The 23,701-nt window shown below is 68.9% G+C and carries 27 protein-coding genes and 1 tRNA gene; 15 read left to right on the forward strand and 13 right to left on the reverse strand.

Features of this window, described 5'->3' with window-relative positions; all coding sequences use genetic code 11:
• Positions 1-32: 32 nt before the first annotated feature.
• Positions 33-947: an alpha/beta hydrolase gene (locus tag KAK06_RS10690; RefSeq protein WP_210802228.1), complete on the forward strand. Its 915-nt coding sequence runs from the start codon at positions 33-35 to the stop codon at positions 945-947.
• Positions 944-1,801 (forward strand): YbgC/FadM family acyl-CoA thioesterase, encoded by an 858-nt coding sequence (locus KAK06_RS10695; protein ID WP_210802066.1) that lies wholly within the window; start codon positions 944-946, stop codon positions 1,799-1,801. The genes KAK06_RS10690 and KAK06_RS10695 overlap by 4 nt, the downstream gene beginning before the upstream one ends.
• 19 nt (positions 1,802-1,820) lie before the next feature.
• Here KAK06_RS10695 and KAK06_RS10700 read toward each other — a convergent pair whose 3' ends face one another.
• Genes KAK06_RS10700 through ygfZ form a run of 3 tightly spaced genes read right to left on the reverse strand, consistent with a single transcriptional unit; the run spans position 1,821 to position 4,016 of the window.
• The gene (locus tag KAK06_RS10700) at positions 1,821-2,771 is read right to left on the reverse strand and encodes an NRDE family protein (RefSeq protein ID WP_210802067.1); all 951 of its coding nucleotides are present in this window, start codon (positions 2,769-2,771) and stop codon (positions 1,821-1,823) included.
• Positions 2,762-3,100, reverse strand: a complete 339-nt coding sequence (locus KAK06_RS10705; protein ID WP_210802068.1) for a DUF4936 family protein — start codon at positions 3,098-3,100, stop codon at positions 2,762-2,764. The genes KAK06_RS10700 and KAK06_RS10705 overlap by 10 nt, the downstream gene beginning before the upstream one ends.
• Complete coding sequence (gene ygfZ / locus KAK06_RS10710; RefSeq protein WP_210802069.1) at positions 3,090-4,016, reverse strand: CAF17-like 4Fe-4S cluster assembly/insertion protein YgfZ; 927 nt, start codon at positions 4,014-4,016, stop codon at positions 3,090-3,092. Before ygfZ ends, KAK06_RS10705 begins: the two co-directional genes overlap by 11 nt.
• A gap of 67 nt (positions 4,017-4,083) precedes the next feature.
• Between ygfZ and mltG the strand changes: the two genes are divergently transcribed.
• From mltG to KAK06_RS10750, 8 genes are all read left to right on the forward strand, one after another.
• Complete coding sequence (gene mltG / locus KAK06_RS10715) at positions 4,084-5,082, forward strand: endolytic transglycosylase MltG (RefSeq protein ID WP_210802070.1); 999 nt, start codon at positions 4,084-4,086, stop codon at positions 5,080-5,082.
• Entirely contained in the window at positions 5,079-5,693 is a 615-nt protein-coding gene (gene tmk / locus KAK06_RS10720) for a dTMP kinase (protein ID WP_210802071.1), read from the forward strand. The genes mltG and tmk overlap by 4 nt, the downstream gene beginning before the upstream one ends.
• 1 nt (position 5,694) lies before the next feature.
• Entirely contained in the window at positions 5,695-6,738 is a 1,044-nt protein-coding gene (locus tag KAK06_RS10725; protein WP_210802072.1) for a DNA polymerase III delta subunit-related protein, read from the forward strand.
• On the forward strand, positions 6,735-7,112 hold the full coding sequence (locus tag KAK06_RS10730; RefSeq protein WP_210802073.1) for a PilZ domain-containing protein: 378 nt from the start codon (positions 6,735-6,737) through the stop codon (positions 7,110-7,112). Before KAK06_RS10725 ends, KAK06_RS10730 begins: the two co-directional genes overlap by 4 nt.
• Positions 7,113-7,149: 37 nt before the next feature.
• Entirely contained in the window at positions 7,150-7,947 is a 798-nt protein-coding gene (locus KAK06_RS10735; RefSeq protein ID WP_210802074.1) for a TatD family hydrolase, read from the forward strand.
• The gene (locus tag KAK06_RS10740) at positions 7,944-8,609 is read left to right on the forward strand and encodes an ankyrin repeat domain-containing protein (protein ID WP_210802075.1); all 666 of its coding nucleotides are present in this window, start codon (positions 7,944-7,946) and stop codon (positions 8,607-8,609) included. Before KAK06_RS10735 ends, KAK06_RS10740 begins: the two co-directional genes overlap by 4 nt.
• 159 nt (positions 8,610-8,768) lie before the next feature.
• Positions 8,769-8,996, forward strand: coding sequence for a hypothetical protein (locus tag KAK06_RS10745; RefSeq protein WP_210802076.1), 228 nt, complete (start codon positions 8,769-8,771; stop codon positions 8,994-8,996).
• Positions 8,997-9,141: 145 nt separating this feature from the next.
• Positions 9,142-9,486 (forward strand): hypothetical protein, encoded by a 345-nt coding sequence (locus tag KAK06_RS10750; protein WP_210802077.1) that lies wholly within the window; start codon positions 9,142-9,144, stop codon positions 9,484-9,486.
• A 101-nt stretch (positions 9,487-9,587) separates the two neighbouring features.
• On the opposite strand, the gene KAK06_RS10755 is transcribed toward KAK06_RS10750, so the two are convergent.
• The 6 genes from KAK06_RS10755 to cysS all read right to left on the reverse strand — a co-directional run bounded on the left by KAK06_RS10755 (position 9,588) and on the right by cysS (position 15,453).
• Positions 9,588-9,681: transfer RNA gene (locus KAK06_RS10755), tRNA-Ser, on the reverse strand.
• A gap of 34 nt (positions 9,682-9,715) precedes the next feature.
• Positions 9,716-11,005, reverse strand: coding sequence for an aspartate kinase (locus tag KAK06_RS10760; protein WP_210802078.1), 1,290 nt, complete (start codon positions 11,003-11,005; stop codon positions 9,716-9,718).
• 63 nt (positions 11,006-11,068) lie between these two features.
• On the reverse strand, positions 11,069-12,484 hold the full coding sequence (gene tilS, locus KAK06_RS10765; protein ID WP_247652794.1) for a tRNA lysidine(34) synthetase TilS: 1,416 nt from the start codon (positions 12,482-12,484) through the stop codon (positions 11,069-11,071).
• Complete coding sequence (locus tag KAK06_RS10770) at positions 12,399-13,370, reverse strand: acetyl-CoA carboxylase carboxyltransferase subunit alpha (protein ID WP_210802080.1); 972 nt, start codon at positions 13,368-13,370, stop codon at positions 12,399-12,401. The genes tilS and KAK06_RS10770 overlap by 86 nt, the downstream gene beginning before the upstream one ends.
• A 45-nt stretch (positions 13,371-13,415) precedes the next feature.
• Positions 13,416-14,075, reverse strand: coding sequence for a DNA-3-methyladenine glycosylase family protein (locus KAK06_RS10775; RefSeq protein WP_310741067.1), 660 nt, complete (start codon positions 14,073-14,075; stop codon positions 13,416-13,418).
• 1 nt (position 14,076) lies between these two features.
• The gene (cysS, locus tag KAK06_RS10780; RefSeq protein ID WP_210802081.1) at positions 14,077-15,453 is read right to left on the reverse strand and encodes a cysteine--tRNA ligase; all 1,377 of its coding nucleotides are present in this window, start codon (positions 15,451-15,453) and stop codon (positions 14,077-14,079) included.
• Between the two features lie 121 nt (positions 15,454-15,574).
• Between cysS and KAK06_RS10785 the strand changes: the two genes are divergently transcribed.
• From KAK06_RS10785 to KAK06_RS10800, 4 genes are read left to right on the forward strand one after another with little or no spacing between them, the layout of a single operon-like run.
• On the forward strand, positions 15,575-16,126 hold the full coding sequence (locus tag KAK06_RS10785) for a peptidylprolyl isomerase (protein WP_210802082.1): 552 nt from the start codon (positions 15,575-15,577) through the stop codon (positions 16,124-16,126).
• A gap of 7 nt (positions 16,127-16,133) precedes the next feature.
• Positions 16,134-16,637, forward strand: a complete 504-nt coding sequence (locus tag KAK06_RS10790; protein ID WP_210802083.1) for a peptidylprolyl isomerase — start codon at positions 16,134-16,136, stop codon at positions 16,635-16,637.
• Positions 16,630-17,415 carry a UDP-2,3-diacylglucosamine diphosphatase gene (locus KAK06_RS10795; RefSeq protein ID WP_210802084.1) on the forward strand — a complete coding sequence of 262 codons (786 nt, stop codon included), beginning with the start codon at positions 16,630-16,632 and terminating at the stop codon, positions 17,413-17,415. The genes KAK06_RS10790 and KAK06_RS10795 overlap by 8 nt, the downstream gene beginning before the upstream one ends.
• On the forward strand, positions 17,403-18,176 hold the full coding sequence (locus KAK06_RS10800) for a M90 family metallopeptidase (protein ID WP_210802085.1): 774 nt from the start codon (positions 17,403-17,405) through the stop codon (positions 18,174-18,176). Before KAK06_RS10795 ends, KAK06_RS10800 begins: the two co-directional genes overlap by 13 nt.
• 52 nt (positions 18,177-18,228) lie before the next feature.
• Here KAK06_RS10800 and clpA read toward each other — a convergent pair whose 3' ends face one another.
• Positions 18,229-20,550, reverse strand: coding sequence for an ATP-dependent Clp protease ATP-binding subunit ClpA (gene clpA, locus KAK06_RS10805; RefSeq protein WP_210802086.1), 2,322 nt, complete (start codon positions 20,548-20,550; stop codon positions 18,229-18,231).
• Positions 20,547-20,900, reverse strand: coding sequence for an ATP-dependent Clp protease adapter ClpS (gene clpS, locus KAK06_RS10810; protein ID WP_210802231.1), 354 nt, complete (start codon positions 20,898-20,900; stop codon positions 20,547-20,549). Before clpS ends, clpA begins: the two co-directional genes overlap by 4 nt.
• Before the next feature lie 214 nt (positions 20,901-21,114).
• Here clpS and KAK06_RS10815 point away from each other — a divergent pair, with 214 nt between their 5' ends.
• Entirely contained in the window at positions 21,115-21,384 is a 270-nt protein-coding gene (locus KAK06_RS10815; protein WP_210802087.1) for a cold-shock protein, read from the forward strand.
• A gap of 32 nt (positions 21,385-21,416) precedes the next feature.
• Here KAK06_RS10815 and KAK06_RS10820 read toward each other — a convergent pair whose 3' ends face one another.
• Positions 21,417-22,124: a sulfite exporter TauE/SafE family protein gene (locus KAK06_RS10820; protein ID WP_210802088.1), complete on the reverse strand. Its 708-nt coding sequence runs from the start codon at positions 22,122-22,124 to the stop codon at positions 21,417-21,419.
• 2 nt (positions 22,125-22,126) lie between these two features.
• Positions 22,127-23,536 carry an oxygen-independent coproporphyrinogen III oxidase gene (gene hemN / locus KAK06_RS10825; protein WP_210802089.1) on the reverse strand — a complete coding sequence of 470 codons (1,410 nt, stop codon included), beginning with the start codon at positions 23,534-23,536 and terminating at the stop codon, positions 22,127-22,129.
• Positions 23,537-23,701 lie beyond the last annotated feature (165 nt).

Here is a 23,701-nt window from a genome sequence, read left to right on the forward strand (position 1 = left end):
TTTCCTTGAGTACCCACCTGCTGACGCCGGCCATGGCCGGCATCCTGGAGCGGATCCAGCGCGCCAAGCGCCCGCCCTTCCACAGCCTGTCGCCCGTTGAGGCCCGGCGCGCCTACGTGGCTGGCGCCGAGGTGCTGGAGCCCCCGCGCGCGCCGCTGCCGCGGGTGGCGGATCTGCAGGTGCCGGGCGCTGGCGGGGCGATGCTGGCGGCGCGCCTGTATGCCCCGTCTGCTGAGCGCCTGCCATTGCTGCTGTACCTGCACGGTGGCGGCTTCGTCATCGGTGGCCTGGAGACGCACGACAGCCTGTGCCGTCAACTGGCACTGCGCAGCGGCGGGGCGGTGCTGTCGCTGGACTACCGGCTGGCGCCCGAGCACCGCTTTCCCACGGCGGTGGACGATGCCTTCAGCACGCTGCGCTGGCTGATCGAGGGCGGCGCCCACCGACTGGGGCTGGACAGCAGCCGCGTGGCCGTGGGTGGCGACAGCGCCGGCGGCACGCTGTCGGCGGTGTGCGCGCTGCAGGCCCGTGACGCCGGCCTGCCGCTGGCGCTGCAGTTGCTGATCACGCCCGGCACCACGGCGCATGCCGACACCGGCTCGCACGCGCTGTTCGCCAATGGCTTTTTGCTGGATGCGGCGGCGATCGCCTGGTTCTTCGACCACTACATCGACCGCCACCACCGCAGCGACTGGCGTTTCGCGCCGCTGCTGGCGCCGGACGTGGACGGCGTGGCCCCGGCCTGCGTGCTGCTGGCCGAGTGCGATCCGCTGGTCGATGAAGGCCTGGCCTATGCCGACCGGCTGCGCCTGGCTGGCGTGCCGGTCGAGCTGGAGCTCTACCGGGGCCTGACCCACGACTTCATCAAGATGGGCCGCGTGCTGAAGGAGGCCGCCCTGGCCCAGCAGGCCGCGGCCGATGCCCTGCGAAAGGCCTGGACCGCATGAAACGCGCCGATTTCCGATTCCTGGACCGCCAGCGCGTGCGCTGGGCCGAGGTGGACCTGCAGAAGATCGTCTTCAACGGCCATTACCTGATGTACATGGACACCGCGGTGGCGGGCTACTGGCGCGCGCTGGCGCTGCCCTACCACGCCACGATGGAGGCCCTGGGCGGCGACCTGTTTGTGCGCAAGGCGGCGCTGGAGTACCACGCCTCAGCCGAGTACGACGACGCGATCGAGACGGGCATCCGCTGCGACCACATCGGCAACTCGTCGATGCGCTGGGTCAGCGGCGTGTTCCGCGGTGAGGAACTGCTGGTCAGCGGCGAGCTGGTCTATGTCTTCGCCGACCCGGTGGCGAAGAAGTCGCTGCCGGTGCCCCCCGATCTGCGCCGTGTGCTGCAGGGCTTCGAGGCCGGTGAGCCGATGGTCGAGGTGCGCGTGGGCAGCTGGGACGAACTGGGCCGCGAGGCCGGCGCGATCCGCCAGCAGGTCTTTGTGCAGGAGCAGCGCATTCCGGCCGACATGGAGTGGGATGCCGCCGACGCCATCTGTGTGCATGCGGTGGCCTTCAACCGCTTTGGTCTGCCGCTGGCCACCGGTCGGCTGCTGGAGCATGTGCCCGGCGTGGCCAAGATCGGCCGCATGGCCGTGCAGCGCGCCATGCGGGGCAGCCAGATCGGCCGCCATGTGCTGGACGCGCTGATGGCCGCGGCGCGTCAGCGCGGCGAGCGCGAGGTGCTGCTGCACGCGCAGACCAGTGCCGCAGGCTTCTACCGCCGTGCCGGCTTCACGCCCCGCGGGCCGGAGTTCGAGGAGGCGGGCATCGCCCACATCGAGATGGTCTGCGCGCTGTAGCGGCCCCAGGCCGCTGGGCTCAGAGCTTGTCGGCGGGCCGCAGCAGGCTGCGCACGCGGCGCTTGCGCGGCAGCTCGGCGTCGGGCCGGTGCTCGGCCAGCTGGCCTTCGGCCACGGGGGTGACCTGGACTGAACGCTCGGGCTCGGTATCGGTGTCCAGGCGGTACTTGGGCGGCCAGTCGTGCAGCGTGGAGCGGCGCAGCAGCGCCACGCCCGGACCGGCGGTGAAGGTGCGCTCGAAAACGTGCGTGACCAGGTGCTTGGGCTGGCGCTCGGTGATCACCAGCGTGGAGCAACGCGTGCCGTAGCGGCCATCGGGCGAGCGGATGAAGGCACTCGACAGCCAGCGTTCGCGCTCGGTGCCGATGCCGGTGTCGGGCAGTTCGTCGTCCGGCGCCACCTGGCGGTCGGCCAGCGCCGCCATCAGTCGGCTGGCCAGGTCGTCGACCGAGGCGGCCACGTCGATCGCGTCGTGCAGGCGCTCCTTCAGCAACCGCACCTTGGGCCAGGGCTCGTCCAGCAGACCGTTGCTGACGCCAGCGATGCCGCGCTCCAGCCGGCGCGGGCAGGCCTGCTCGCTGCTGGCCCAAAAGCTCAGGCCTTCGCGGAAGTCGGCGGCCAGCAGGTTGAAGGGCTGGTGGCCCGACAGCGCCACCGATGGCCAGAACTGCTCGGGCCGCTGGTCGCCCCTCAGCCAGCGCAGCACGATGCCGCCACGCGAGGGCGCCTGCGGATCGGGCAGCACCGGCTTGCGCACATTGGTGACCACGGCCAGGCGACCTTCGGCGGTCAGGCCCAGCCAGGTGCCGCCGGCCGACAGGTCGCGCCCGCTCAGCACCGCCGGGCCGCCGCCCGCGGGCGTCCACCAGGCCAGACGCGCGGCGGGGCGCTCGAAGAACTCGTCGCGGTTGGCTGCCAGCACCAAGGGGAAGCGCCGGTGCGCGTCCAGCGCCAGCGCGACTAGGCACATGGCTCGAAGACCTCCAGGTGGCGGCGCCCGGCCAGCGCTGCGCCCAGGCGCTCGTGGGCCAGCCGGGACAACAGGACTTGCAGCGCCTGTTGGCCTGGGGCATCCAGCGTCGGGGGCAGGTGGTAGATCTCCATCAGCGTCAGTTCACCGGTCGCGGCGTCGGGTTGCGGGCGCTGCATCAGCTGTCCACGCAGGCCGGGACAGGCCGTGCAGGCCTCGGCGATCAGGCCGCGGGCTTGCACAATCACCTTCAGGCCCTGGGGCGAATCAACCCGATAGTAGATGAACCAGGCGGTGCCGGGCACCGGGCCAGCCCGCTCAGGCGGCATCCGCAGGCAGCGGATAGGGCAGGGGGCGGGCCGCCAGTGTCGGGCCGTCCGGCGCACCGTGGTGCAGCGGCGTGGCCAGCGCGTCGAGCTTGGTCTCGACCAACGCGTCCCAGCCGCCGCCGGGCGCCGGCGCGGCCAGCACCACCATGCCGGCGGGCTGACCGGGGTCGGCGGCGGAGAAGACCTCCTGGCCGGCGGCCATCGGCGCGTCACCGTGCCACAGCAGTGCGCGGCGCTTGAGGGTGCCGCGGTACTGGCTGCGCGCCACCACCTCCTGGCCTGGATAGCAGCCCTTCTTGAAGCTCACGCCGCCCACCAGCTCCAGGTTCACCATTTGCGGCACGAAGGCTTCGGTGGTGGCGGCGCTGACGCGCGGCACGCCACTGCAGACCTCCAGCCAGGACCACAGGCCCGCACTCAAGGCAGGCCCGGTCGGGACCTGGTCGCTGGGCAGACAGGCCAGCCAGCGCGGCTGGCCCTGACTGTCGGGCAGACGCACCGCCAGACCGCCGGCTGCGACCGCGGCGTGCATCGGCGCGGCCGGCGCACCCACCAGTTGCGCCCCCGAGGTGCCCACCAGGCCCCAGACCTGCAGCGGCGGCTCGGTCAGCTGGCACTTGGCGCGCAGCACGAACATGCGCAGGCGCTTGAGCACCTGCGGCTGCAGGTCGGCGCTGCAGGACAGCAGATAGCCGCCGCCAGGCTGACGCACCACCAGGAAGGTCGCGATCAGCCGCCCCTTGGCGGTGCAGTAGCCGGCCCAGCGGGCCTCTCCGGGCTGCATGCCCAGCACGTCGTTGCTCAGCTGTCCCTGCAGGAAGCTGCCGGCATCGTCGCCGCTGGCGTGGATCAGGGCCCAGTCCTCCAGGCGCTGCACGCCGTCGAGGGGGGCGGTCAGGGGCAGGGTTGCGTTCATGCCGGCGATTATCATCGCCACCCGCAATGGCCCGGTGGCGGGCTTGGAATTTGAGGCCCGGCGCCCGATGAGATGGATCCTGAAGCTGCTGGCGCTGCTGGCACTGGCCGCGCTGCTGATGGGCGGCGCCGTGGCCTGGTGGCTGCACCAGCCCCTGGTGCTGCGGCAGGCCGCGGTGGAGGTGTCGATCGAGCCCGGCACCTCGCCGCGCGAGGTCGCCCAGGCCTGGGTGGCCGCTGGCGTGGACACCAGCGCCCAGGCCTTGTACTGGTGGTTCCGCGCCTCGGGCGATGCGCGCCGCATCCGCGCCGGCAGCTATGCGCTGGAGCAGGCCACCACGCCACGCGATCTGCTGGACATGATGGTGCGCGGCGACCAGACGATGCAGACCGTGCGCCTGATCGAGGGCTGGAACTGGCGCCAGGTGCGCCAGGCGCTGGCCGCCGCCGAGCACCTGCGGCCAGAGACCGCCGGCATGAGCGACGCCCAGGTGGCCGCCGCCTTGGGGCTGGCAGCCGATTCGCCCGAGGGCCGGCTGTTCCCCGACACCTATGTCTACAGCCGCGGCGTCAGCGACTTGACCGTGCTGCGCCGCGCCCGCGAGGCGATGCAGCGCCGGCTGGACAGCGCCTGGTCCGAGCGCATGCCCGAGCTGCCACTGAGCAGCCCCGACGAACTGCTGGTGCTGGCCTCGGTGGTCGAGAAGGAGACCGGGCGCGAGGCCGACCGGCCGCTGGTGGCCGCCGTGTTCGTCAATCGCCTGCGCATCGGCATGCCGCTGCAGTCCGACCCCACCGTGATCTACGGCCTGGGCGAACGTTTTGACGGCAACCTGCGCAAGATCGACCTGCAAACCGACACGCCCTACAACAGCTACACCCGCCGCGGCCTGCCGCCCACGCCGATTGCCATGCCCGGCCTGGCCTCCTTGCGTGCGGTGGCGCGGCCGGCCGCCAGCCGGGCGCTGTACTTCGTGGCGCGCGGTGATGGCAGCAGCGTCTTCAGCGATTCATTGACCGACCATAATCGCGCGGTGAACGCGTTCCAACGACGGCGCAGCCCATGAGCGGTGGTGCCCGATTCATCAGCTTCGAAGGCATCGATGGCGCCGGCAAGTCCTCGCACATCGAGGCCGCCGCCGCCTGGCTGCGCGAGCGCGGACACCGTGTGCGCCTGACGCGCGAGCCGGGCGGCACGCCCTTGGCCGAAGCGCTGCGCGAGCTGTTTCTGCACCGCGCCATGGATGGGCTGACCGAGGCGCTGCTGGTCTTCGCCGCCCGGCGCGACCACCTGCAGACCGTGATCCTGCCGGCGCTGGCAGATGGCCAGACCGTGCTGTGCGACCGCTTCACCGACGCCACCTTCGCCTACCAGGGCGCTGGCCGCGGCTTCGACCTGGCGCAGCTGGGCCAGCTGGAAGCCTGGGTTCAGCAGGGCAGGGGACCGGACCTGACGCTGTGGTTCGATGTGGCGCCCGAGGTGGCCGCCCAACGCCGCGCCGCGGCCCGTGAGGCCGACCGCCTGGAGCGCGAGGACATCGACTTCTTCGCCCGCGTGCGCCAGGGCTACGCCGACCGTGCCGCTGCCGCGCCATCGCGCCTGGTGCGGTTGGATGCCAGCCACCCGCTGGAGACCGTGCGCCAGGCGGTGCTGGATTGCCTGGCTCAGCGCTGCTGACATGACACTGGAACCACTGACCCTGCCCTGGCTGGACCAGCCGCTGGCCCAGTTGCTGGCCCAGCAGCGCGGCCACGCGCTGATCCTGCAAGGGCGCTTTGGCGACGGCCTGCTGGCCCTGGGCTGGCGTCTGGCGCGCGCCTGGCTGTGCGAATCCGGCGGCCCGCGGCCCTGCGGCCAGTGTGGCAGCTGCCACCTGGCTGATCAGCAGGCCCACCCCGACCTGCGGCCGGTGCTGCCCGAAACCTGGCAACTGGCGTTGGGCCTGACCGCGGGCGACGAAGGCGATGCCGACGCCAAGTCCAGCAAACGCAAGCCCAGCAAGGACATCCGCGTCGAGCAGGTGCGCCAGGCGATCGACTGGAGCCACACCACCAGTGGCCGCGGCCGCGGCAAGGTGCTGCTGTTGTCGCCGGCCGATGCGATGAACGAGGTCTCGGCCAACGCGCTGCTCAAGACGCTGGAAGAGCCGGCCACGGGCTTGCGCCTGCTGCTGTGCACCGAGGACGCCGGCCAGTTGCTGCCCACGATCCGCAGCCGCTGCCAAAGCTGGCGCCTGCCCAGCCCCGACGATGCCCAGGTCCAGACCTGGCTGGTGCAGCAGGGACTGAACGACACTGAGGAACTGCTGCGCGCCTGCCAGGGCCAGGCCCTGAGCGCCTGGCAGGCCGCCCAGCAGGGCTGGCGGGCCGAGGCCTGGCGAGACCTGCCTCGCCAGGTGGCCCGGGGCGATGCCCAGGGCCTGAGTGCGCTGGCGCCACCCGATGCGCTGCGTCAGCTGCAGCAGCTGTGCCACGATGCCATGGCCGTGGCGGTGGGCGGCGAGCCGCGCTACTTCGACCGCCGCATGCTGCCTGCCACGCTGCGGCTGGAGGCCCTGGTGCCCTGGTCGCGCGCACTGGCGCAGGCGGTGCGCCAGCAGGATCACCCCTGGAACGCCGGCCTGCTGATCGAATCGCTGGTCCTGCAGGGCCAGACCGCCCTGTCGTTCGGGGTGCCTGCAGGGCGTGCGCCCACCCCCCGCCCGGCTACACTGCGTCCATGAGCGAGACCGAACCGCGCGCCGCGGCCCCGACCGGCACGCGCCCCAGCGTGATCCAGCTCGTCTTTCGCGAGAAAGGCGCGCTGTATGCCGCCTACATCCCGCTGTTCAGCGAAGGTGGGCTGTTCGTGCCCTCCACGCGCGAGTACCAGCTGGGCGACGACATCTACCTGCTGCTGTCGCTGCCAGGCGACCCGCAGCGCTACCCGGTGGCGGGCAAAGTGGGCTGGATCACGCCGGCCAACACGCCGGGCGGTCGCACCCAGGGCGTGGGCGTGCGCTTTCCGTCGGACGAGAAAACCCGGCTGCTGAAGCTGAAGATCGAGGAGCTGCTGGGCACCTCGATCTCATCGTCCAAGCCGACCCAGACCATCTGAGACGCGGCCGCTGCGGCGTGCCGCCCATCTGCCGCCCATGTTTGTTGATTCCCATTGCCACCTGAGCTTTCCGGGCCTGCGCGAGCGCCTGCCTGAGGTGCTGCGCGACATGCAGGCCGCCCAGGTGCGCGCGGCGCTGGTCATCTGTACCACGGTGGAAGAGTTCCCCGAGGTCAGCGCCATTGCCCACACCGCACCCTACCTATGGGCCAGCGTGGGCGTTCACCCTGACAACGAGGGCGTGCATGAGCCCAGCGTCGATGAGCTGCTGCAGCTGGCGCACGGCGACGCGCGCGTGGTGGCGATTGGCGAAACCGGTCTGGACTACTACCGCCTGGGCGGCCGCAGCATCGCCGACATGGCCTGGCAGCGCGAGCGCTTCCGGGTACACATCCGTGCCGCGCTGGCGGCGGATCTGCCGCTGATCATCCACACCCGCAGCGCCTCGGACGACACGCTGGCCATCCTGCGCGAGGAAGGGCAGGGACGGGTGAGGGGGGTGTTCCACTGCTTCACCGAAACAGTGTCGGTGGCCCGCGCAGCGCTGGACCTGGGCTTTCATGTGTCGCTGTCCGGCATCGTGACCTTCCGCAATGCCGGTGAGCTGCGCGAGGTGGCGCGGATGCTGCCACTGGAGCGCCTGCTGATCGAGACCGACAGCCCCTACCTGGCGCCGGTACCCTACCGCGGCAAGACCAACACGCCGGCCTATGTGCCTCATGTGGCCGCCGAGATCGCCCGCGAACGTGGTGCCGAGCTGGCCCAGATCGCCGAGGCCAGCACCCGCAATTTCGAGCGTCTTTTTGGCGTTCAGATCCCCCAGGAGCACGCATGATCGTCTGGCGACGCGCTGGTCTTGTCCTGGCTCTGGCCGGGTTGCTGCTGGGGGCCCCGGGGGTGCGGGCTGACCTCTATGTCGATTTCTTCCGGGCGGTCAATGTCGACAACGTCAGCGGCGTGCGCTCGGCGCTGGAGCGCGGTCTCGACCCGAATGTGCTGGATGAGCGGGGGCAGTGCGCGCTGTACCTGGCCGTGCGCGAGGACAACCCGCAGGTCTTTGAGCTGCTGCTGACCTGGCCTGGCATCCGCCTGGACCAGCGCAATGCCGTGGGCGAGACACCGCTGATGATGGCAGCGCTCAAGGGGCAGATCGAGCGTATGCAGCGCCTGATGGACCGCGGTGCGGCCATCCACCAGGAAGCCTGGTCGCCGATTCATTACGCTGCCACCGGACCCAGCGTGGCCGCAGTGAAGCTGCTGCTGGACAAGGGCGCTCCGGTGGACGCACGCTCGGCCAATGGCAGCACGCCGCTGATGATGGCTGCGCGCTATGGCGACGAGCGTTCAGTGAAGCTGTTGGTGGAGCGCGGCGCCGATCTGGCCGCCCGCAACAACCTGGGTCTCGATGCAGTGGCCTTTGCCCAGGGCGCCGACCGCGACTGGATGGTCGAGACGCTGGAGCGCCTGCGGCGCCAGCGCGCGGGCGCCGCCCGCTGAACGACTCGGACCAGGCCGCCGGTCGCGTCTTTCGGACACGCTTGTCAGGCAAACGCTGACACAGGCTTTGTCGGCGCGCCGACTACTGTCGGCAGAGGGTCCTCTCTACAGTCTGGGTCATCGGCTCCGGACCCACGGAGCCCCCGCCAGGAGAGTCCCATGCGTTCCACCCAGACCCGCAGCAACCCGTTCACGATGATGACGAACCCCGAGGCCATCATCCAGGCCGTCGAGCGCTCCGAGCGCCTGAACCGCCTGCAGCGCCGCGTGTGCCGCCCGCTGGACAAGCCGCTGATCCCGAAGATCGTGATCGACGACCAGGCCGCCTTCGACCGCTCGGTGGAGCTCGACGATGCGGACCTCGGCGACGCCGACGATCTGAGCTGACCGCCGCCGGGCCGGCCAGCGCCCGTTGTCTAAAGCGTGACAATGTATATTATGTAAACTCCTGGAGGGGCCGTTCGTGCCGATCTAGGGGGAGCCGCAAGCTAGGGGCTTCTCGTCCCACCGGCGACCGGCGCAGCATCGCCGCATGGCGGTGCCCATCTCATCCATCATCCGCGGCCCAGCGCCGACCGACCCCGGCCCTGACGGGCCGAGCGGACAACGCCGCGCACTGGAGATCAGCGACCTGCGGCTGTCGTTCGGCGCGGTGCGCTGGATCCAGTCCTTCGACATCAATGACCGCCCGATCGAGTTGGCGCTGCGCTTTCCGCGCCTGGCCAATCTGCTGAGCAGCGTGTGGTCGGACTCCGCTGCCGCGGGCGCCGCGCTGGACGAGTTGCTGTGCGATCGCCGAGGCGGCCGGCGCGGCTTTCCCGACGCCGTGCGCCAGGAGTTGCAGGACCTGCGCACCATGCTCAGCCGTGCGGGCTGAGCACAGCGGGCATCACGCGGGTCCACAGCGCCCGGCGCGAGCCCCAAGCACCCAGGAAAAAGACCCCGCATGATCACTCATGCGGGGCCTTTGCCGTTGGTTGGCGGAGACGGAGGGATTCGAACCCTCGATGGAGTTTTTTGACCCCATACTCCCTTAGCAGGGGAGCACCTTCGGCCTCTCGGTCACGTCTCCAACCTAAGCTCGCATTCTAACCAGATTATTGGCCTCAGTCGGCGCTCTCGGCGGTCGGCTCGATCGAGGCATCCAAATCGAAGGCCTTGTGCAGCGCACGCACCGCCAGCTCCATGTACTTCTCGTCGATCACCACCGAGGTCTTGATCTCGGAGGTGGTGATCATCTGGATGTTGATGCCCTCTTCGCTCAGCGCGCGGAACATGGTGCTGGCCACGCCGGCGTGGCTGCGCATGCCGATGCCGACGATCGACACCTTGCAGATCTTGGCGTCACCCAGCACCTCGGCGGCGCCGGTGGCTGGCAGCACCTTGGTCTTGAGCAGATCCAGCGTGCGCTGGTAGTCGTTGCGGTGAACCGTGAATGAAAAGTCGGTCTTGCCGTCGTGCGACACGTTCTGAATGATCACGTCGACGTCGATGTTGGCCTCGGCCACCTGGCCCAGGATTGAGTAGGCGATGCCGGGCTTGTCGGGCACGCCCAGCACGGTGACCTTGGCTTCGTCGCGGTTGAAGGCGATGCCCGAGACAACGGCTTGTTCCATTTTTTCGTCTTCCTCGAAGGTGATCAGGGTGCCGGAGGCGGCCTCTTCAGTGATGTCGATGTCCCAGGGCGTGAAGCTGGAGAGCACGCGCAGCGGCACGCGGTACTTGCCGGCAAACTCCACCGAGCGGATCTGCAGCACCTTGGAGCCCAGGCTGGCCATCTCGAGCATTTCCTCGAAGCTGATGGTGTGCAGGCGCTTGGCCTCGGGCACGATGCGCGGGTCGGTGGTGTAGACACCGTCGACGTCGGTGTAGATCAGGCACTCGTCGGCCTTCATTGCCGCTGCGATGGCCACCGCCGAGGTGTCCGAGCCCCCACGCCCCAGGGTGGTGACGTTGTTGTCCTCGTCCACGCCCTGGAAGCCGGTGATCACCACCACCCGGCCGGCGGCCAGGTCGGCGCGCACGCGGGCATCGTCGATGCTCTGGATGCGGGCCTTGGTGTAGGCCGAGTCGGTGCGCACCGGCACCTGCCAGCCGGTGTAGCTCACTGCTTCCATGCCCTCGGCCTGCAGGGCCAGCGACAGCAGGCCCACCGAGACCTGTTCACCGGTGCAGGCGATCATGTCGAGTTCGCGCAGCATGGCTGCGGTCTGCTGGGCAGGCGACACATCCTTGGCCAGCGCCAGCAGGCGGTTGGTCTCGCCGCTCATCGCCGAGGGAACGACGATCAGCTGGTGGCCTGCGCGTGCCCACTTGGCGACGCGTTTGGCAACGCTGCGGATGCGCTCGGTCGAGCCCATCGACGTGCCGCCGTACTTGTGAACGATCAAAGCCATGGAAGGATTGGAAGAGTGGGTCGAAGCGGAATCTGCGCCCGCCGACGGCGGGCGAAAAACCCCCTATTCTAGCTGCTGCGCTGCAGCATCCGGCGCCTCGGCCGACCAGCGCAGGCTGAGCTGTGGCTCGCCCGCCGCAGCACGCGCCCGCGCCTCCACGCCCAGTCCGGGCACCCACAGCAGCTGCTCCCCGGACCACAGCAAGGGCCCCTGACGCTGCCATGCGGGCACGCCCAGCGCCTGGAATTGCTGCTTCAGGCTGCGGGCGGGGCGGTCCGGCCCGAGCGAGAAACGCTCGCCGCCCCCCCTTGGCCGCCAGGTGCTGCCCGCCAGGCGGGACCAGGGCAGTCCGCCCTCCTCCACGGCTCGCAGCTGCACCCAGCCCAGGCCCGACGGCAGGACAAGGCACGCCGTGGGAGCGGTCGGCGGCCACAGGGCTGTGTCGGTGGCGGCGGTGTTGCCGGGCGTCAACCGTGCCAGGCGCAGGGTGCCGCGGTACAGGCGCAGCTCACACAGCGCGTCCACCGGCCAGCGACCACTCCTGGCGCGTGGCAACTCGCTCAGCAGGCGTTCGATGAAGCGCTCACTGGCCTGCCCGGCACCCTGCTCTTTCAGCCACCGGCGCAGGCTGGCCCGCTGGCGTGCCGGGCTGAGGGCAAGCCAGGCGCGCTGGTCCAGCCCGTCTGACGGACTGCGCAGTGTGGCCAGGTCCGCCGCCGCGACCTCGTCAATCAACTCGGCCGCCTGCCAGGCCTGGCGCGCCACCGTGCCCAGCGCCTGTTCAGCGTCGGGGAAGGCGGCGAGCAGGCCAGGCCAGACCTGCACACGCAGGCGGTTGCGCTCGAAGCGCGGGTCGCGGTTGCTGGGGTCTTCGATGTGGCTCAGGCCGTGGCGGTCCACGTAATGGTCGATCGCATCCGGCGAGCAGGCCAGCCAGGGCCGCGCCCAGGTCAGGCCGCCGCGCACCACGCTGGCGGGCATCGCAGCCAAGCCCGCCGCGCCCGCGCCGCGCAGGGCCTGCAGCAGCACGGTCTCGGCCTGGTCCTGGGCGTGGTGAGCCAGCAGCAGCAGCGTGGCGCCCTCCTCCGCCGCCAGGCGGGCCAGCATCTGATGGCGTTGCTGGCGTGCCCAGGCTTCGATGCTGGCGCCGGCAGGGGGGCGCTGGGTCAGACGGGCCACGCGCAGACGCAGCGGCCAGCCGGCGCGCCGCCATCGGCCACACTGCCGCTGCAGGTGGCGCACCCAGTCGTCGGCCTCGGGCTGCAGACCATGGTGGACATGCAGGGCCACCACCCTCAGGCCCAAGGCCTGTGCGGCTCGCACGGTGGCGTGGCACAGCGCCGTGCTGTCACGGCCGCCGCTGAGGGCCACCGCAACGCAGGGGCGCCGGGGCTCAGCGGTCGGTGGTGTCGTTGAAGCGACCGTAGGACTTGAGACGTTCGTAGCGGCGCTCCAGCAGCTCCGGCACGGCCAGATCAGACACCTGGCGCAGCGCATCGACCAGACCGCGCTTGAGCTGCGAGCACATCTGCTTGAGGTCGCGGTGGGCGCCGCCGACCGGCTCGCTGACGATCTTGTCGATCAGGCCCAGGGCTTTCAATCGGTGGGCGGTGATGCCCAGCGCCTCGGCGGCGTCCGAGGCCCGCTCGGCGGTCTTCCAGAGGATGGACGCACAGCCCTCTGGCGAGATCACCGAGTAGACCGAAAACTGCAGCATCAGCACCTGATCAGCCACGCTGATCGCCAGCGCGCCGCCCGAGCCGCCCTCACCGATGATGGTGGTGATGATTGGCACTTCCAGCTGTGCCATCTCGTAGATGTTGCGGCCAATGGCTTCTGATTGGCCACGCTCCTCGGCGCCGATGCCGGGGTAGGCGCCTGGCGTGTCGACGAAGGTGAACACCGGCAGGCCGAACTTCTCGGCCAGCTTCATCAGACGCAGTGCCTTGCGGTAGCCCTCGGGGCGCGACATGCCGAAGTTGCGCGCCGCGCGTTCCTTGGTGTCGCGGCCCTTCTGGTGGCCCAGCACCATGCAGGCCTGGCCGTTGAAGCGCGCCAGTCCGCCGACGATGGACAGGTCATCGGCAAACGCGCGGTCGCCGTGCAGCTCCTGGAAGTCGGTGAACATCTCGTTCACGTAGTCCAGCGTGTAGGGCCGCTGCGGGTGCCGCGCAATTTGCGTGACCTGCCAGGGCGTCAGCTGCTGGTAGATCTCTTTGGTGAGCTGCAGGCTCTTCTTGTCCAGGCGGTCGATCTCCTCGGAGATGTCCACCGCCGATTCGCTTTGGACGAAGCGGAGTTCCTCGATCTTGGATTCCAGCTCCGCGATCGGTTGCTCGAAGTCCAGGAAATGTCGCTTGCTCATTCAGCCACTCCTTGGGCATGCATTGTGCCCAATCCCAACGGGTTCTCAATAGTCGACCGGCAGCGGGTCCAGGCTGCGCCAGAGGTACCAGGTGGCGACCGAGCGGTAGGGCGCCCAGCCCTCGCCCAGCTCACGCGCCTCGGCGCGCGATACCGGCTCGCCGCTGAAGTAATTGACGCTGATGCCCTTGAGCAGGCCCAGGTCGTCCAGCGGCAGCACGTTCGGCCGCATCAGGTGAAAGATCAGGAACATCTCGGCGGTCCAGCGGCCGATGCCGCGGATGGCCACCAGCTCATCGATGATGGCCTCATCGTCCATGCCCTGCCACTGGCGCACATGGACCTGCCCATCGTCGAAATGCCGGGCCAGGTCGCCCAGGTACTCGGCCTTGCGGGCCGACAGCCCAGCCGCCCGCAGCGCCGGCACATCCAGCGCCAGCACGGCGGCGGGCTGCAGGCGCTTGTTGGCACCGGCGCCGCCCACGGCCGCGACAAAGCGCTCCCACACCGACTGTGCGGCCTTCACCGAGATCTGCTGGCCGACGATCGAGCGGGCCAGCGTGGTGAAGGCGTCACCGTGGCTGTGCAGGCGGGCCTCACCGAACTGCGGGATCAGTTTCTTCATGACCCGGTCGCGCTTGGCCAGGTGCTTGCAGGCCTCGTCCCAGTAATCCGGCGTGACGCCGGCCGCACTGCGCGTTCCCACGTCAGGCCCTGACCCAGGTCGTGCCCTGCGGGCCGTCCTTGAGCTGCACGCCCTCGGCCGTCAGCTGGGCGCGAATGGCATCAGCGCGGGCAAAGTCTCGCGATTGCTTGGCAGCCTGGCGCTCGGCGATCAGGGCCTCGATGCGGGCGGCATCGGCGTCATCGGCGCCGCCCTGCAGATAGGCTGCAGGGTCCTGCTGCAGCAGGCCCAGCACGCCGCCCAGGGCCTTGAGCTGGCCGGCCAGGCGCGGATCGCGGCTGCGGTTGAGTTCACTGGCCAGGTCGAAGAGCACGGCCACCGCCTCGGGCGTGCCCAGGTCCTCGTCCATCGCGGCCTTGAAGCGCGCGGCATGGCCTTCGGACCAGTCAATGACCACGTCCTGCGCCGGCACGCTGGCCATCGCGGTGTACAGGCGGCGCAGCGCGTTGCGTGCGTCGTCCAGGTGCACGTCCGAGTAGTTCAGCGGGCTGCGGTAGTGGGCCCGGACGACGAAGAAGCGGATCGTCTCGGCATCAAAGGACTTGAGGACCTCGCGGATGGTGAAGAAGTTGCCCAGGCTCTTGGACATCTTCTCGTTGTCGACGTTGACAAAGCCGTTGTGCATCCAGGTGCGGGCCAGCGGCACGCCGTTGGCGCCTTCGCTCTGGGCGATCTCGTTCTCGTGGTGCGGGAACTCCAGGTCGGCGCCACCGCCATGGATGTCGAAGGTCTGACCCAGCAGCGCGCAGGCCATGGCCGAGCACTCGATGTGCCAGCCGGGGCGGCCCTCGCCGTAGGCGCTGGGCCACTTGGCATCGGTCGGCTCGCTGGGCTTGGCCGACTTCCACAGCACGAAGTCCAGCGCGTCTTCCTTGCCATCGGCCACGGTCACGCGCTCGCCCGCCTGCAACTCGTCCAGTGACTTGCCCGACAGCTTGCCGTAGCCGGGGAAGCGCCGCACCGCGTAGTTCACGTCGCCGTTGCTGCTGCGGTAGGCCAGGCCCTTGTCTTCCAGCGTGCGCACGATGTCGAGCATCTGCGGCACATAGTCGGTGGCGCGCGGGTCGTGGGTGGGACGCAGGATGCCCAGCGCGTCGAAGTCGGCGTACATCTCGGCGATCATGCGATCGGTCAGGGCGCGCACGGTCTCGCCGTTGTCCACCGCGCGGCGGATGATCTTGTCCTCGATGTCGGTGATGTTGCGCACGTGGGTGACGCGCAGGCCGCTCGCCTCCAGCCAGCGCCGGGCGATGTCAAAGGCGATGTTCGAGCGCGCATGGCCGATGTGGCAGAGGTCGTAGACGGTGATGCCGCACACGTACATGCGCACATGACCAGGCTCGAGTGGCAACAGATCTTCGACCCGGCGGGTCAGCGTGTTGTGGATGCGCAGCGTCATCGACGGGACTGGAGGGAGGGCAGCGCGCACCGTGGACGGATGGCGCCGACAGGCCGGAGCGCCGCGGGGGAAAACGGGTGCTCGGTAGAATCGAGGCAGTATAGCCAAGGAGCCTCCTACCGTGACACGCCCCCTGCTGGCCGGCGCCGTGATCGCCCTGTCCGCCCTGCTCACCCTGCCCGCCTGGGCCCAGAAGGTGCGCCTCACCACCAGCGCGGGCGACATCGTGGTGCAGCTGGACGCCGAGAAGGCGCCCAAGACCGTGGCCAATTTCGTGCAGTACGCCAAGTCCGGCCACTATGACGGCACGATCTTCCACCGCGTGATCGACGGCTTCATGATCCAGGGCGGCGGCATGAAACCCGACATGAGCGAGAAGCCCACCCGCCCGCCGATCCCGCTGGAGGCCGGCAAGGGCTTGTCCAACCTGCGCGGCAGCATCGCCATGGCGCGCACCGGCTTCCCCGACTCGGCCACCTCGCAGTTCTTCATCAACGTGGTCGACAACGTCCGCCTCGACACCTACGGCGGCGGCTACGCCGTGTTCGGCAAGGTGATCGAGGGCATGGAGGTCGTCGACAAGATCAAGGGCGTGCCGGTGGGCAACCAGGCTGGCCACCAGAACGTTCCGCTGCAACCCGTCACCATCAAGAAGGCCTCGATCGAGGACTGAACCCACCATGACCAAGACTGTTGAACTGACCACCTCCGCCGGCGTCATCCGCCTGGAACTCGACGATGCCAAGGCCCCGAAGTCGGTGGCCAATTTCCTGGACTACGTGGCCCAGGGCCACTATGACGGCACGGTGTTCCACCGCGTGATCAAGGGCTTCATGATCCAGGGCGGCGGCATGACCGAGTCGATGGACCAGAAGCCCACCGGCGAGGCCATTCCCAACGAGGCCAACAACGGCCTGAAGAACGACAAGTACACCGTGGCCATGGCGCGCACCAATGCGCCGCATTCGGCCACCGCGCAGTTCTTCATCAACGCCACCGACAACGACTTCCTGAACTTCAAGTCCGAGTCGCCCAGCGGCTGGGGCTATGCCGTGTTCGGCAAGGTGGTGGCCGGCACCGAGGTGGTTGATGCGATCGAGAAAGTGCGCACCGGCCGCCGGGGCTACCACGATGACGTGCCGGTCGAGGCGGTGACGATCATCAAGGCCACCGAGATTGCCTGAGTTCGGCCTGGATGTGCTGACGGCGCCCGCGGGCGCCCGGCGCATCGAGTTCGTGTCGGACCTCCATCTCTGCGCAGAACTGCCGCGCACGACCGAGGCCTGTCTGTCCTGGCTGGCTCACAGCCAGGCCGACCTGCTGATCATCCTGGGCGACCTGTTCGAGGCCTGGATTGGCGATGATGCGGCCGATCAGCCTTCGGTTTCCCAGGTCGTGTCTGCCCTGCGCGATGCCAGCGCGCGCCGCCCCCTGGCCGTGATGCGCGGCAACCGCGACTTCCTGCTGGGCGAGGACTTCTTTCAGCGCAGCGGCTGCACCGCACTGGCCGATCCCTGCGTGCTTGAGGCCTTTGGCCAGCGCGTGCTGCTGAGCCACGGCGACGCGCTGTGCCTGGACGACAGCGCCTACCAGCGCTTTCGCGCCGAGGTGCGCCAGAGCGCCTGGCAGGCCGCATTCCTGGCGCGGCCTCTGGCTGAGCGGCAGGCGATTGCCGGCGGCCTGCGGGCAGCCTCGCAGGCCAGCCAGGCTGGCCGCGCCGTGGAGACCTATGCCGACCCCGACCCAGCGCTGGCCAGCGACTGGCTGCACCGCGCCCAGGCCACGACCTTGGTGCACGGCCACACCCATCGCCCTGGCGACGAGGTGCGCGCCGAAGGCTGGACCCGCCGCGTGCTGAGCGACTGGGACCTGGACCACGCCCGGCGTGCTGAGGTGCTGGCCTGGACCGCGCGGGGCTGGCAGCGCCATCCGCTGCCGGCTGACGGTCAATGGGTTGGCTGAGCCGGCTGGCCGACTGGCGCGAGCAGCGCCAGCTGGCCCGCCACGCGATCGACGACCGGCTGTGGCAGGCGGTGCTGCAGGCCTACCCCTTCATTGCCGAGCGCTCGGCCGCCGATGTGGCCGCCCTGCGCCGCCTCAGCAGCCTGTTCCTGGCCCGCAAGCAGTTCCATGGCGCCCACGGCCTGGTCATCGACGACCTGATGGCGGTGTGCATTGCCGCTCAGGCCTGTCTGCCGCTGCTGGGGCTGTCACTGGACCACTACGACGGCTTCGTTGGCATCGTCGTGCAGCCCGATGAGGTGGTGGCGCCGCGCAGCGTGATCGACGAGGACGGCGTGGTCCACGAGTACGACGAGGCGCTGACCGGCGAGGCCATGGAAGGCGGCCCGGTGATGCTGTCCTGGCACGACGTGGCCCAGGCCGGTGAGCAGGCCGACATGGCCTACAACGTGGTGATCCACGAGTTCGCCCATGTGCTGGACATGCGCGACGGTGTGGCCGACGGCGTGCCGCTGCTGGCCACCGCGGCCCACCGCCAGGCCTGGATCGAGGTGCTGGATGCCGAGTTCGAGGATTTTGTGCAACGCGTCGACGCTGGCGAAGACACGCTGATCGATCCCTACGGCGCCGAGGCGCCCGAGGAGTTCTTTGCCGTGGCGAGCGAGGCCTTCTTCGTCGCCGCGGCGGCGCTGCGCGACGAACACCCTCGCCTGTACCGTCTGCTGGCCAGCTACTACCGGCAGGATCCGGCGGCCGGCTGAACGAACAAGGGGCGCCCGAAGGCGCCCCTGGCGATGCTGGCGTGCGGCCGGATCAGACCGCCGTGGCCTCGGCCCGCGGCTTGTCGCCGCTCTTGCCGGCCGGCTGGATGTCCAGGCTGACCTGGCCCTCGGCATCCAGGTCCACCGTCAGGCGGCCGCCATCGACCAGGCGGCCGAACAGCAGTTCGTCGGCCAGTGCACGGCGGATCGTGTCCTGGATCAGACGCTGCATCGGACGCGCGCCCATCAGCGGATCGAAACCCTTCTTGGCCAGGTGCTTGCGCAGCGGGTCGGTGAAGGTGACGTCCACCTTCTTCTCGGCCAGCTGCTGCTCGAGCTGCAGCAGGAACTTGTCGACCACGCGCAGGATGATGTCTTCGTCCAGTGCGCGGAAGTTGACGATGCCGTCCAGGCGGTTGCGGAACTCGGGCGTGAACAGGCGCTTGATGTCGCCCATCTCGTCACCTTGCTCGCGCTTGCTGGTGAAGCCGATGGTGGACTTCTGCATGGTCTCGGCGCCCGCATTGGTCGTCATGATGATGATGACATTGCGGAAGTCGGCCTTGCGCCCGTTGTTGTCGGTCAGCGTGCCGTGGTCCATGACCTGCAGCAGCACGTTGAAGACATCCGGATGGGCCTTCTCGATTTCATCCAGCAGCAGCACGGCGTGCGGCTTCTTGGTGATCGCCTCGGTCAGCAGACCGCCCTGATCAAAGCCCACATAGCCCGGGGGCGCACCGATCAGGCGGCTGACCGCATGGCGCTCCATGTACTCGGACATGTCGAAGCGGATCAGCTCGATGCCCAGGATGTAGGCCAGCTGCTTGGCGACCTCGGTCTTGCCCACACCGGTGGGGCCGCTGAACAGGAAGGCGCCGATCGGCTTGTCCGACTTGCCCAGGCCCGAGCGGGCCATCTTGATCGAGGCAGCCAGCGCGTCGACCGCCGGGTCCTGACCGAAGACCACGCTCTTGAGATCACGCTCCAGCGTCTTGAGCTTGCCGCGGTCGTCCGAGGACACCGAGGCCGGCGGGATGCGGGCGATCTTCGAGACGATGTCCTCGACCTCGTTGCGGGTGATGGTCTTCTTCTGCTTGCTCTTGGGCAGGATGCGCTGCGCGGCACCGGCCTCGTCGATCACATCGATCGCCTTGTCGGGCAGGTGGCGGTCGTTGATGAACTTGGCCGACAGCTCGGCCGCCGCCTGCAGCGCGCCCAGCGCGTACTTGACGTTGTGGTGCTCCTCGAAGCGCGACTTCAGGCCCTTGAGGATTTCCACCGTCTGCTCGACCGTGGGCTCGACCACGTCGACCTTCTGGAAGCGCCGCGACAGGGCCGCGTCCTTCTCGAAAATGCCGCGGTACTCGGTGAAGGTGGTCGCGCCGATGCACTTCATCGCGCCCGACGACAGCGCCGGCTTGAGCAGGTTGGACGCATCCAGGGTGCCGCCCGAGGCCGCGCCGGCACCGATCAGCGTGTGGATCTCGTCGATGAACAGGATGCTCTTGGGGCTGTCCTTGAGCTGCTTGAGCACGCCCTTGAGGCGCTGCTCAAAGTCGCCGCGGTACTTGGTGCCAGCCAGCAGCGCACCCATGTCGAGCGCGTAGACAGTGGCGTCGGCCAGCACCTCGGGCACATCGCCCTCGGTGATGCGCCAGGCCAGGCCCTCGGCGATCGCGGTCTTGCCCACGCCGGCCTCGCCCACCAGCAGCGGGTTGTTCTTGCGCCGGCGGCACAGCACCTGGATGACGCGTTCCACCTCGTGTTCGCGGCCGATCAGCGGATCGATCTTGCCATCACGGGCGTTCTGGTTGAGGTTGGTGGTGAACTGGTCCAGCGGTGAGCCCTTGCCCTCGCCGCCCTCGTCCTTCTCGGACTCATTGCCGCCACCGCTGCTGCCTTCGCTGCCATTGCCCTTGGTGGGCTCGGGCGGGTCGCTCTTCTTGATGCCATGGGCAATGAAGTTGACCACGTCCAGGCGCGTGACGCCCTGCTGGTGCAGGTAGTACACGGCGTGCGAGTCTTTCTCGCCGAAGATGGCCACCAGCACGTTGGCACCGGTGACTTCCTTCTTGCCGCCACCGGTGGATTGCACGTGCATGATCGCGCGCTGGATGACACGCTGGAAACCCAGTGTCGGCTGCGTGTCGACTTCTTCGGTGCCGCCGACCGTGGGCGTGTTCTCGCGGATGAAGCCGGTGAGGCTCTTGCGCAAGTCCTCGATGTTGGCGGCGCAGGCGCGCAGCACCTCGGCGGCGGACGGGTTGTCAAGCAGCGCCAGCAACAAGTGCTCCACGGTGATGAACTCGTGGCGCTGCTGGCGTGCCTCGACGAACGCCATGTGCAGGCTGACTTCAAGTTCCTGGGCGATCATGCGGCCTCCATAATGCATTGAAGCGGGTGCCCCGAGCGGCGTGCAGCAGCCAGCACGAGTTCAACCTTGGTGGCGGCGACGTCCTTGGTGAAGACGCCGCACACCGCGCGACCCTCGTGATGGATCTTCAACATCACCTGGGTCGCAGCCTCGCGGTCGAGGCGGAAATACTCTTGCAGCACCATCACGACGAACTCCATCGGCGTGAAGTCGTCGTTCAGCATGACCACCTGGAACATGCGCGGCGGCTTGGTCTTGGCCGCCTTGCGCTCGGCCACCACCGATCCCTGACCGTCATCAGGTTTGCCAACCTGTGGTGTCTGTGTGGGAGGTTTGGGACGAGAGGGCATGAAATCAGTATAGCCAGTTGGGCAGATGGCTGCGTCGGGGTCAATCGTCACCCTGTCGGGCATCGGCGCATGTTGCAAAAAAGGGCATGCGAGAGCGCGTTTTTCAAGCTTGGGCGCACCAAAGCGGTGTCGCCAGAGCGTTTTCATTGACACCATCCCTGGCCCCGCAAACAATTGCACGCATAAGCCTGAAAAAGGCATCAGGAGGACAGGTATGGACGCGTTTGGAACCGTCAAGTGGTTCAACGACACGAAGGGCTACGGCTTCATCGAGCCCGATGACGGTGGTGGTGATGTGTTTGTGCATCACACAGCCATCCAGATGGATGGCTATCGCACGCTGAAGCAAGGCGCCCGGGTGGTCTACGAGGCTGTCATCGGCCCCAAGGGCCATCAGGCGCAGAACATCCGCTCGGTCGACCCGGTGCGGGCGCGCGCCAGCTCCACCACCGTGGAGCGCGACCCTGCCGAGAACCCCGACTGAGTGTCCCGACTGAGCCTGAGCGCCCGCCCCGCTCAGCTCATGCACCAGGCCGCAAAGCGGACAAACAGGTCGTGACCCAGGGCCCAGGCTGACGCCCCCGCCAGAGCCGCCCCCGACAAGCGGGCCGCCCAGCGGATGATCAGGCCTTCCCGGGCGGAGTTGCCTTGCGCCAAACGCTGCCACAGTGCCGGCGCCAGGCCCAGCGGCAGTGCCGACGCCAGTGCGAAAGCCCCCATCACGGCGGCGCCCGACAGGGCCGAATTGGCCAGGGCGGCCACCATCAGTGCCGATTGCAACAGCCCGCAGGGCCAGGCCACCCAGACCAGGCCAGCACCCGAGGCCCGCAGCGCGCTGCCGCTGCGGCCGTGCCAGCGCACGGGCTGCACCTGGGAGCGATCGCCGCTGCGCCCCAACTGGTCCAGCCACTGGGGCGGGCGGCCATGGATCAGCAGCCACAGGCCCAGGGCCAGCGCCGCCATGTGGGCGAGGGTCCAGATCGGACGCAGCGCCGGGCTCCACTGGCCCAGCTGGGCCAACCAGGCCACACTGGTGGCCGCCACCGCACCGGCGGCGGCGTAGCCCAGCAGGCGTCCGAGGTGAAAGAAGCCCAGTCCCAGCCGCGGCCGGGTCGGCGCGCAGCCGCGTACCGCGGCCGCACTGGCGACGCCGCACATGCCGATGCAATGAAGAGAGCCTGCCAGGCCCATCAACAGGGCCGACAGGACCAGGGCCTGGTCCACCCTCAGATGATGCGCGAAAAACGCTCGCGGGTCCGGTCGGCCTGCAGATACTTGTCGAAGGACATGGCGATCGCCCGCACGAAGAACCAGCCGCGCGCGGTGACCTGGATCGCGCCCGGCTCCATCGTCACCAGCCCCATCTCCTCGTAGGGCCGCAGCGCTTCAAGCTCCTGGCGGAAGTACTCGGGTACCTTGACCAGGTGCGCCAGCTCCACCGACTCGAACTCCAGCCGCCCCTGGCACATCAGCGCCATGATGACGGCGCGGCGCAGCAGGTCGTCGCGCGTCAGCGCCAGACCGCGCACGATGGCGAACTGGCCCTGGCGGATGGCGTCGTAGTACTCGGGGATGGTCTTGGCGTTCTGGCTGTAGGTGGCGCCCATGCGGCCGATCGACGACACGCCCAGCGCCACCAGGTCGCAGTCGGGCTGCGTGCTGTAGCCCTGGAAGTTGCGGTGCAGGCGGCCCTGGCGCTTGGCCTGGGCCAGCGCGTCGTCGTGCAGGGCAAAGTGGTCCATGCCGATGTAGCTGTAGCCATGGCCCATGAAGCCGGCGATGGCCGACGACAGCATGTCGATGCGGTGCTGCGGCGGCGGCAGTTGGCTGGCATCGATGCGGCGCTGCGGCTTGAAGCGCGCCGGCAGGTGCGCATACGAATACAGCGCGATGCGGTCGGGCCGCAGCTCGCTCATCTGGCGGATGGTGCGGGTGAAGGACTCCGGCGTCTGCTTGGGCAGGCCGTAGATCAGGTCGGCGTTGATCGACTCGAAGCCCAGCTCGCGCGCGGCGCGCATCAGCTCAGTCACCATCTCAAGCGACTGAACGCGGTGCACCGCCTTCTGCACATCGGGGTCGAAGTCCTGCACGCCAAAGCTGATGCGGTTGAAGCCGATGGCCCGCAGATGCGCCAGGCGGGAACGGTCGGCGGTGCGTGGATCCACCTCGATCGAGACCTCGGCGTCCGGCGCCAGCTTGAAGGTGCGTTGCAGCGCCGCCATCAGCCTCGCCAGCTCGGCGTCGCTGAGGAACGTGGGCGAGCCGCCTCCGAAGTGCATCTGCGAGACGTTCACCGACTCGCCCAGCACCTGTTGGTGCAGCGCGATCTCGGCCTCCAGCACTTCGAGGTACTCGGCACCGCGTTCGTGGTGCTTGGTGATGATCTTGTTGCAGGCGCAGTAGTAGCACACCGATTCGCAAAACGGGATGTGCACATAGACGGACAGCGGCTTCTTGCCGCCGACCTGGGCGCCGTCGGCGCGCTGCTGAAGCGCGCGCCGGTAGTCCTCGCCGGTGAAGGCCTCGACGAAGCGGTCGGCGGTCGGGTACGAGGTGTAGCGCGGGCCCGGCACGTCGAACCGCTGGAGCAGATCCACCGGCAGCAGGGAGTCGGCGGCTTTCGTGGCTTGTGACATGCCGGCATGGTGCCAAACTGGCACGCCTCAGGCTTGACCTGCCTCAAGCCGCATCGTCGTCCACACCACAAGAATACCCGCACTCAACGAGGGGCATCATGTTCAGGACACGCGATTCGTCGGATGACGTTGCTCAGGACGCGGCCGGGCCGCGGGTGATAATGC

The organism is Ideonella aquatica (genome assembly GCF_018069755.1).
In the GTDB taxonomy this organism is placed as follows: Bacteria; Pseudomonadota; Gammaproteobacteria; order Burkholderiales; family Burkholderiaceae_C; genus Ideonella; species Ideonella aquatica.